This is a genomic window from Nitrospirota bacterium (genome assembly GCA_016212185.1).
In the GTDB taxonomy this organism is placed as follows: domain Bacteria; phylum Nitrospirota; class Thermodesulfovibrionia; order UBA6902; family DSMQ01; genus JACRGX01.
In genome coordinates, this window is sequence record JACRGX010000102.1 from 1 (window position 1) to 9,085 (window position 9,085).

Consider the following 9,085-nt stretch of genomic DNA (forward strand, 5'->3'; position numbering starts at 1 on the left):
ATGAAAAAGCTCCATCTGTTTGCGAAGATGAATCTGAATATAAATACAAAAGAAAAAAGTCTGCCTCTAAAAAAGAGGTACTGGCCCTCCTGAACGAACTCCCTCCTCAAATCAGAGAGCATTATCTCAATCTCTTAAAACTTGAAAAGGAACTGTGGAAAAAAAAGGATTAGTGTCGGTGCGAGTAGATTCCGACCCGCAGGGTAGTTCATTTGACCCTTCACACCAATAAAGCGTTGTAAATATTGATTGTATGTCATTATGTTGTAGCTCTTTATGAAAGTTTTTTTATAAATGCAGTAAAATCCCTTATTGCCATGGGAATGCTTTTGTGTAAGATGCGGTAATCTATCTCCTCGTATTCATGAGTGAGGATATTTCTTAATCCTGCGCTGAGTGCGAGATTTTCGCTCAACTTTTTATTTATTATCTTTAATTCCCCGGCCCTTAGAAAAGCTGCCTTATAAGAAGCCGGCGTTTCTTCCCCTTTTGCTGAAATCAGATGAAAAATAATGTCGCTGGCAGTCATTACAAGAAGTTCAAGCAATCGCTCTATCTCATAATGTTTCTCCATAAACTTAGCATAAGAGATTTTTTTATAGGGCAGGAGGTCGTTTAAATAAATTGCCATAGATGCAAGTTTTTTATTTACGATATCAGGCGACATTTTTAATTTTCCTCGCAAATTCTTTAAGATAAGTTTTTCGCATTGACCGTAATCTTTCTGTATCAATATAAAGCTTCCACGCCCTGAGTTTCTCATTATAAAAAATACCGGAATGTTCTTCGTAAAGGGGTTTCCCGCCGAAGAATATTTCATAAAGCAGCAAAGGGTCGGTATCTGCCGTAAGGATGACAAGGTCTATGGGTTTTCCATTAAACAGGTCGTCAAGTTTATAAATAAGGTTTAACTTGGAGATTATTCTGCCCGATCTGAATTTAACTGCCACGTCAATATCGCTTGCCGAGCGTGTTTTCTCTGAGGCACTTGAGCCGAAAACAACAAGAAGCTTAATGTTGTTTTTCTCACAAAACTCTCTGATTTTCTTGTCTTTCATAAACTAATGATAAGACTGAAAGACAGCATTGTCAAGTTAAGGCTGGCGCCTGATTAATTGTTTTATTGTTGTGCTAAAATATCGATTGGCTATGGATAGAATTTTACTTGGACACGGCAGCTGCAGGGTCGGCGCAAGACCGCTTTCACAGTAGGCTTAATCATTGAAGAAGGACTTGGGCTGAAAGATTTAAAGCGAATTCTCTCTTCCATGAAAGACGCCGCGAGTGATGCAGGCGTAAAAATCATTGCAGGCGATACGAAGGTTGTAAATAAAGGAAAGGCGGATAAGATTTTTATAAATACCTCATGTTTAATATTTTTCTTTTTTGTCATAGTGTATTATAACAGCTTGATTTATGTACGGAAATCAGTTATTTTTAAATGGATAGCGAGCGTATTCCCAGTGTTCTTGCCACGGGGTTAAGCGAATGAATATGATAAAGAAATTCCTTGCATTAGATTCCCCGTGGTCTTGCCGCAGGGAAGATAAATGCTGTTTGTTATTCGTAAAATGTTTTATTATTATATGTTACGCATTACGCGTTACGCATCACGTAATATACAGGAGATATTGAATGTACGAATTTAAGAGAATCAAACGCCTTCCGCCTTATGTTTTTTCTATTGTTAACAGTCTTAAAATGGAGGCCAGGAGAAAAGGGGAAGACATTATTGACCTTGGCATGGGCAACCCTGACCTTCCTACCCCAAAGCACATCATTGATAAACTGGTTGAAGCTGCGCAGAATCCCAAAAACCACAGATATTCTGCGTCAAAGGGAATAACACAGCTCAGGGTGGCAATAACCGAGTGGTACAAGCGCAGATATGACGTGGACCTGGACCCTGAGTCAGAAGTCGTGGTGACTATCGGCGCAAAAGAGGGGCTTTCGCATCTTGCATATGCGATGGTTGAGCCGGGCGATATTGCACTGACGCCGACGCCTGCATATCCGATTCATCCTTACAGCATCATACTTGCCGGCGGGGAAGTAAGGAGCATCCCAATCGGCATCGGGATTGATTTTTTTGATGAGATGCAGAAGGCTTTTAAATCAACATGGCCGAGACCCAAGATATTAATTATAAATTTCCCTCACAATCCGACAACGGCATGTGTTAATCTGGATTTCTTTGAGAAAATTGTCAGTTTTGCAAAAGAACACGAGCTGGTTGTACTCCATGATTTTGCATATGCAGACCTTACGTTTGACGGATACAAACCGGCAAGTTTTCTGCAAGCGTCAGGGGCCAAGGACGTCGGCGTTGAATTTTTCTCCCTCACAAAGAGTTATTCAATGGCAGGGTGGAGAGTGGGTTTTTGCGTCGGCAACAGGGAGGTTGTCGGGGCGCTTACGAAGATAAAGAGTTATCTGGATTACGGGATGTTTCAGCCGATACAGATTGCAAGTATTATTGCACTAAGGGGTCCGCAGGAATGTGTTGAGGAAATCAGGAAGGTATATGAAAACAGAAGGGATGTGCTTGTGCAGGGTTTAAAAAATGCAGGATGGGAAATAGAGCCGCCGAAGGCGACGATGTTTGTATGGACGCCGATTCCCGAACCGTTCAAAAAAATGAAATCGCTTGAATTTGCAAAATTTCTCATCAAAGAGGCAGGCGTTGCCGTTTCCCCCGGGATAGGCTTTGGCGAAGGCGGGGATGAATATATCCGCTTTGCGCTGGTTGAAAATGAACACAGGATTAAGCAGGCTGCAAGGGGAATCAAGAAGGCGCTGGGCAAGGGAATATAACTCCTGCAGGAATTTAAGTTGACTTGCCAATATCATGCTGATAATATAATTTTACTTCTGGTATTCTGAGAAAGGTATTAATGAAAATAGCTATCGGATGCGACCACGCCGGCGCTGCATTAAAGAATGAAATTCTTCCGGTTCTTAAGGAACTTTCTGTTGAATGGATAAATTTCGGCACTGACACCGAAGAGTCTGTTGACTATCCTGATTTTGGCGAGAAAGTGTCTGATGCCGTTTCAAACGGCAAGGTTGACAGGGGCGTCCTTATATGCGGTACGGGAATCGGCATGTCTATCGTAGCTAACAAATTTCCGGATGTAAGGGCGGCGCTCTGCAGTGAAACATTCTCCGCAAAAATGAGCAGGCTTCATAACGATGCAAATATTCTGGTATTGCCCGGCCGGGTGATAGATAAGGAGACGGCTAAAGAAATTGTGAAGGTATGGTTTACTACGCCTTTTGAAGGAGGCAGGCATCAGAGAAGGCTTGATAAAATTAAAACGATTGAGGTAAAAGTAAAACGTCAATAAACATGAATGAATTAAAAAAAATTGACCCTGAGGTTTATGAAGCAATCATAAAAGAGATAGAGCGTGAAAGGAATAAAATAGTCCTTATTGCCTCTGAAAACTATGCAAGCAGGGCTGTGCTTGAGGCTCAGGGTTCTGTTTTTACAAATAAATATGCAGAGGGTTACACCGGCAGGCGCTACTACGGAGGATGCGAATACGCCGATGTGATTGAATCTCTTGCCATAAAAAGGGCCAAAGAGCTTTTTGGCGCAGAGCATGTAAATGTCCAGCCTCATTCAGGCACGCAGGCCAATATGGCGGTTTATTTTTCATTCATTAAACCGGGCGACAAAATACTTGGCATGAGCCTTACCCACGGCGGGCATCTTTCACATGGAGCGGCGGTAAATTTTTCAGGCGTTTTTTACAAGACCTTTTTTTACGGCGTTGATAAAAAAACCGGCTTGATTGACTATGATGATGTAAGACGCCTCGCAAAAAAACATAAACCCAAAATTATCCTTGCCGGCGCAAGCGCATATTCAAGGATAATTGATTTTAAGACCCTATCTGATATTGCAAAAGAGGTTAAGGCCTACCTGCTTGCGGACATTGCGCACATAGCAGGACTTATTGCAACGGGGCTGCACCCATCGCCGGTTCCCTATGCTGATTTTGTCACTGCAACGACGCATAAAACACTCCGCGGACCGAGGGGCGGCGTGGTGATGTGCAAGGCGGAATATGCAAAAGCGATTGATAAGATGGTGTTTCCAGGCATACAAGGAGGCCCTCTTATGCATGTGATTGCCGCAAAGGCGGTTGCATTCAAGGAGGCGATGACAAAAGAATTTAAGGGATATCAGATTCAGGTTGTCAAGAATGCAAAGGAGCTGGCGGATGAACTTATAAAAAAAGGATTCAGGATTGTATCAGGCGGGACAGATACCCATCTTATGCTGATGGACCTTACGGATAAAGCTATCACAGGCAAAGAAGCTGAAGCCGCCCTTGATGCCGCAGGCATAACGGTAAATAAGAATTCTATCCCGCATGATGATAAACCAGCTGCCGTAACAAGCGGCATAAGGGTCGGCACACCGATTGTCACAAGCCGCAGGATGAAAGAGCCTGAAATGGATTCCATAGCAGAATGTATTGCTCAGATCATTAATAACCCGCAAGAAAAAAAAATTATTAACCGCGTCAAAGAAAAAGTTAAATTATTATGCAAAGAATTTTCTGTGTATGAGGACCTAATATAAAAAAGGGTTCAAGGGGCTGAGCGGCAAAAAATTCAAGTCAAAATTATCAATTATCAATTAGCATTTTTAATTGATATTTGATAAATGTTAATTTTGCATTTTGCAATGAAAGATAATGGATCCACGAACCCTGCATTAATATTATGAAATGCCCTTTCTGCGGACATATTGACGATAAAGTTATTGACTCGCGCCTCAGCAAAGAGGGAGACATAGTCAGGAGAAGGCGGGAGTGCCTAAAATGCGAGGGACGTTTTACAAGCTATGAAAGGATAGAAGAAATTTTCCCTCTTGTGGTTAAAAAGGACGGCAGGAGAGAGCCTTTTGACCGGCAGAAAATTCTCAGGGGGCTTGAAAAGGCATGCGAAAAAAGGCCTATCGGCATGGAGGCAAGGGAAGCTCTTGTAGAAAGGATTGAGAAAAAGCTTCAGGAATCAGGCGAAAAAGAGCTCCCCAGTTCATGGGTAGGCGAGCAGATAATGCTGGAGCTTAAGGGCATAGATGAAGTGGCTTATGTCAGGTTTGCCTCTGTCTACAGGCAGTTCAGGGATATAAAAGAATTCATGGAAGAGATTAAAGGCCTTGTCGTTGACAAAAAGGCAGCCAAAAAACCCGCACTATCATAATTTATTCTTTATCCGACTCAGGTGGATAAATTACGTCTTTAATACACCAGCATATATGCCTTCAAAACTTCCCCCCTCCTCTTTCCTTGACAAGTAGGCAAAGATATTTTAAATTAAAAGTAAGATGTTTGAACGATTTACAGAAAGAGGCCGTAAGGTAATTATATATGCCAGAGAAGAATCAGAAAAAAGGCAGAATGATTACCTCGGCACTGAACATCTTCTGCTTGGTCTTCTGAGGGAAGAAGACAGCCTTCCGGTTATAATTCTGAAAAAAATGGGACTCTCTTCCGAAGAGGTGCGTATGGAGGTGGAGAGAAACCTTCCTTCAGGATCAAATATTCTTACCTTTGGCGAAATACCGTTTACCCCGAGAGCAAAAAGGGTTCTTGAACTGGCGGTGGAAGAGGCGCGGCTTTTAGGACACAGCTACATAGGAAGCGAACACCTGCTCATAGGATTAATAAGAGAAGAAGAGGGCATTGCAGGGAAAATACTCCGCAGTTTAGGCGCAAATATTTTAGGCGCCCGCCAGCTTACTATTAATTATGCAATGCGCGGCGGGCATCAGCCTGCCGGCAAGGACAAGAAGAGCCACACCCCTGCGCTTGATGAGTTTGGCAGGGATATTACACAATTAGCGCGTGAGAACAAACTGGACCCGATCATCGGACGGGAAAGCGAGATAGAAAGGGTTTTTCAGGTCTTAGGCCGAAGAGTTAAAAACAATCCTGCAATCATAGGCGAGGCCGGCGTAGGCAAAACAGCGATTGTGGAAGGACTGGCTCAAAAGATAGTTGCTGAAGATGTTCCGGAAAATCTTATCAATAAAAGAATTATCAGCCTTGATCTCGGCTCCCTTATCGCCGGAACAAAATACAGGGGACAGTTTGAGGAAAGGCTGAAGCTTGTGATGAAAGAGATTGCACAGTCTGACAATGTCATTCTCTTTGTTGATGAACTTCATACGCTTGTCGGCGCAGGCGCAGCAGAAGGTTCCATTGATGCATCAAACATGCTGAAACCCGCTCTTTCAAAAGGCGAGATTCAGTGTATCGGCGCAACAACGCCGGGCGAATACAGAAAATACATAGAGAAAAATGCCGCGCTTGAGAGGCGTTTCCAGCCGATATTTATACAGCCGCCTACTGTCAATGAGACCATAAAGATATTAAAGGGACTTAAGGGTAAATACGAAACTCACCATAAGGTTAAAATAAGTGAAGAGGCAATCAGAGTATGCGTGACTCTTTCCGATAGATATATTACAGGGAGGTTCCTGCCTGACAAGGCAATTGATGTAGTGGATGAAACAGGCTCCCGGATGAGTCTTAAGAGATTTACCATGCCTGCCGGACTTAAGGAAATTGAAAAGGATTTAAAAAGGCTTAACAAAGAAAAGAATCTTTATATAAAACTCCATGATTTTGAGAAGGGAGCGGTTGTAAAAGGCGAGGAGGAGAGGGCCAGGAGATTGTATGAGGAGCTTAACAAGGAGTGGCGTGAGAACCAGCAGAAAGAAATCCCTGTCATCAATGAGGAGGAAGTTGCCTACACAGTTTCAAAGATTACCGGAATTCCGCTTGTAAAACTGGAGGAGAAGGAATCTGAAAAGCTGCTTCGCATGGAGGATGAACTTCACAGGAGGATTATTGCACAGGAAGAGTCGGTGAAGGCGGTTTCAAAGGCGATCAGAAGGTCCCGTGCAGGGCTTAAATCAAGGAAAAAGCCGATTGGTTCATTTTTCTTCCTCGGACCTACAGGCGTCGGAAAGACAGAGCTTGCAAAGGCGCTGGCTGAATTCCTTTTTAATGATGAAAGCGCCCTGATAAAGGTTGACATGTCAGAGTTTATGGAGAGGTTTAATGTCTCGCGGCTTACAGGCGCGCCTCCGGGTTATGTCGGCTATGAAGAGGGCGGGCAGTTAACTGAGGCTGTGCGCAGACGGCCGTATTCTGTGGTGCTCTTTGATGAAATAGAAAAGGCCCATCCGGACGTATTCAATATATTGCTGCAGGTCCTTGATGAAGGCATACTTACCGATAATTTTGGCAGAAAGGTTGATTTTAAGAATACGGTGATTATCATGACCTCAAATATCGGCACAAGGTTTACTGAAAAAACGTCTTTGGGTTTTCAGGTGCCGACGCATGAAAGCGCTTACAAAAAGATTAAGAGCACCGTATTAAGCGAACTTAAAAAGACTTTTAACCCCGAATTTTTAAACAGGGTTGATGAGGTTGTTGTTTTCCACCAGCTTGAAAAAGAACATCTGGTTAAAATCATAAACCTGCTGATGATTGAGCTTAACAAACAGCTTTTAGAGCAGGACATTATCGTTGAGTTAAGCGAAGAAGTGATAGAATGGCTGCTTGAGACTAATTACGAGCCGTCATACGGCGCCAGACCTATGAGAAGGGCGATTCAGAAGAATATAGAAGACCCGTTGTCCGAAGAACTTCTCAAGGGCAGGTTCAAGGATGTGAAGAAGATTAATGTCATTATTGAAGGCAATTCCCCTGTTTTTGTAGAGAGCGAAGTAGAAGCGCTGGTGCATTAAATCATTATCAGATTTGATTTATTCCCCCCTCTGTGTTTTAATATTCTACATCAATGAAAATCCAGTCAATGACAGGTTACGGCAGGGCTGAAAGCGGCAATTTCAAGGTTGAGGCCCGTTCGCTGAATTTCAAGACCCTTGATGTGCAGGTCAAGACGCCTTCTTTTTTATATTTCTGCGAGCCTGAGATAAAGAAACTCGTTAAGGAAAAATTTTTACGGGGCCGGATTGAGGTGTTTATTTCCATACAGCTTGCAGAAACAGTGAGGCTTAAAATAAACAAATCTTTAGCCAAGGAATATTATGATTCATTGTTATCATTAAAAAATGAGTTTTCCATCCCCGGCGATATAAGGATTGATGTCCTTGCATCGCAAAAGGATATTTTTTCTTACGATGAGCCTGAGATTGAGTTTACGGCATTAAGCAGCGCCGTTGAAGCTGCGCTGGAGGACCTTAAAAAGATGCGGATTCAGGAAGGGGAGAATCTTGCAAATGACATTACGGGACGCATCCGGACGCTTAAAGACGGAGTCAGCCGCATTGAGGATAAACGGGTGGGATTTACCGCCAATGCCAAAAGGGCATTATCAGACAGGCTGAGGGAAATCTTAGGCGATGCGATGATTGATGAATCCCGTCTTTTGCAGGAAGTTGCAATTCTGATTGACCGCTCAGACATTACAGAAGAAATTGTCAGGCTTAAGAGTCATCTGAAATATATTGAAGATGTGCTCAAATCAGGGGATGCAGTCGGCAGAAAGCTTGATTTCATTATTCAGGAGATTCACAGGGAAATAAACACGATAGGCTCAAAGGCGGCAAGCACGGAGATCTCTCCTGTTATCGTTGAACTTAAGTCAGAGCTTGAAAAGATAAGGGAGCAAGCGCAGAACTTACAGTAGAAAAAGTTAAGAGTTGTTGAAGAAAAATTTAATTAAGAAATTCTTCAAAGTTTTGCTTTGTAAGCTCTATATTATGCTTGTCATTCCCGCAAGCCCCGAACAAGTCGGGACAGGCTCCGCGCGTCGGGAATCCTTCTTGAAGAAAGATTCCGGACAAGCCGGAATGACGGTTTAGATACCTTGCCCCGAAATGTCGGGACTGCGAGGCAGTTAATTTTTACATTTTATTTTTCATGGGGTGTGAATGAAAAAAACCGGTATGGGTCCGACGCTTATAAATGTCGGTTTTGGAAATGTTGTTTCCGCTTCAAGGGTTATAGCAATAGTTTCACCCGGTTCATCCCCGATTAAGCGCATGAGGGAAGAGGCAAGGGACAGGGGAAAGCTTATTGATGCAACA

General features: G+C 43.0%; 10 protein-coding genes. 8 read left to right on the forward strand and 2 right to left on the reverse strand.

Annotated features, from left to right (window positions below; all coding sequences use genetic code 11):
• On the forward strand, positions 1-173 hold a 173-nt coding region (locus HZA10_11600; GenBank protein MBI5196947.1), incomplete at its 5' end, for a hypothetical protein.
• Between the two features lie 101 nt (positions 174-274).
• On the opposite strand, the gene HZA10_11605 is transcribed toward HZA10_11600, so the two are convergent.
• Together HZA10_11605 and HZA10_11610 are read right to left on the reverse strand one after the other, a co-directional pair.
• A complete protein-coding gene (locus tag HZA10_11605; GenBank protein MBI5196948.1) occupies positions 275-667 on the reverse strand; it encodes a DUF86 domain-containing protein in 393 nt (130 codons plus the stop codon).
• On the reverse strand, positions 657-1,058 hold the full coding sequence (locus HZA10_11610) for a nucleotidyltransferase domain-containing protein (protein MBI5196949.1): 402 nt from the start codon (positions 1,056-1,058) through the stop codon (positions 657-659). The genes HZA10_11605 and HZA10_11610 overlap by 11 nt, the downstream gene beginning before the upstream one ends.
• Before the next feature lie 577 nt (positions 1,059-1,635).
• On the opposite strand from HZA10_11610, the gene HZA10_11615 reads away from it, so the two are divergent.
• The 7 genes from HZA10_11615 to HZA10_11645 form a co-directional block, all read left to right on the forward strand.
• On the forward strand, positions 1,636-2,814 hold the full coding sequence (locus HZA10_11615) for an aminotransferase class I/II-fold pyridoxal phosphate-dependent enzyme (protein MBI5196950.1): 1,179 nt from the start codon (positions 1,636-1,638) through the stop codon (positions 2,812-2,814).
• Positions 2,815-2,894: 80 nt separating this feature from the next.
• On the forward strand, positions 2,895-3,347 hold the full coding sequence (gene rpiB / locus HZA10_11620) for a ribose 5-phosphate isomerase B (protein MBI5196951.1): 453 nt from the start codon (positions 2,895-2,897) through the stop codon (positions 3,345-3,347).
• Between the two features lie 2 nt (positions 3,348-3,349).
• Positions 3,350-4,594 carry a serine hydroxymethyltransferase gene (locus HZA10_11625; protein ID MBI5196952.1) on the forward strand — a complete coding sequence of 415 codons (1,245 nt, stop codon included), beginning with the start codon at positions 3,350-3,352 and terminating at the stop codon, positions 4,592-4,594.
• 143 nt (positions 4,595-4,737) lie between these two features.
• The gene (gene nrdR / locus HZA10_11630) at positions 4,738-5,220 is read left to right on the forward strand and encodes a transcriptional repressor NrdR (GenBank protein ID MBI5196953.1); all 483 of its coding nucleotides are present in this window, start codon (positions 4,738-4,740) and stop codon (positions 5,218-5,220) included.
• 124 nt (positions 5,221-5,344) lie between these two features.
• Positions 5,345-7,780, forward strand: coding sequence for an ATP-dependent Clp protease ATP-binding subunit (locus HZA10_11635; GenBank protein ID MBI5196954.1), 2,436 nt, complete (start codon positions 5,345-5,347; stop codon positions 7,778-7,780).
• Positions 7,781-7,833: 53 nt separating this feature from the next.
• The gene (locus HZA10_11640) at positions 7,834-8,685 is read left to right on the forward strand and encodes a YicC family protein (protein ID MBI5196955.1); all 852 of its coding nucleotides are present in this window, start codon (positions 7,834-7,836) and stop codon (positions 8,683-8,685) included.
• 259 nt (positions 8,686-8,944) lie between these two features.
• Positions 8,945-9,085 (forward strand): DUF370 domain-containing protein (locus tag HZA10_11645; GenBank protein ID MBI5196956.1); only part of this gene is annotated, 141 nt, incomplete at its 3' end.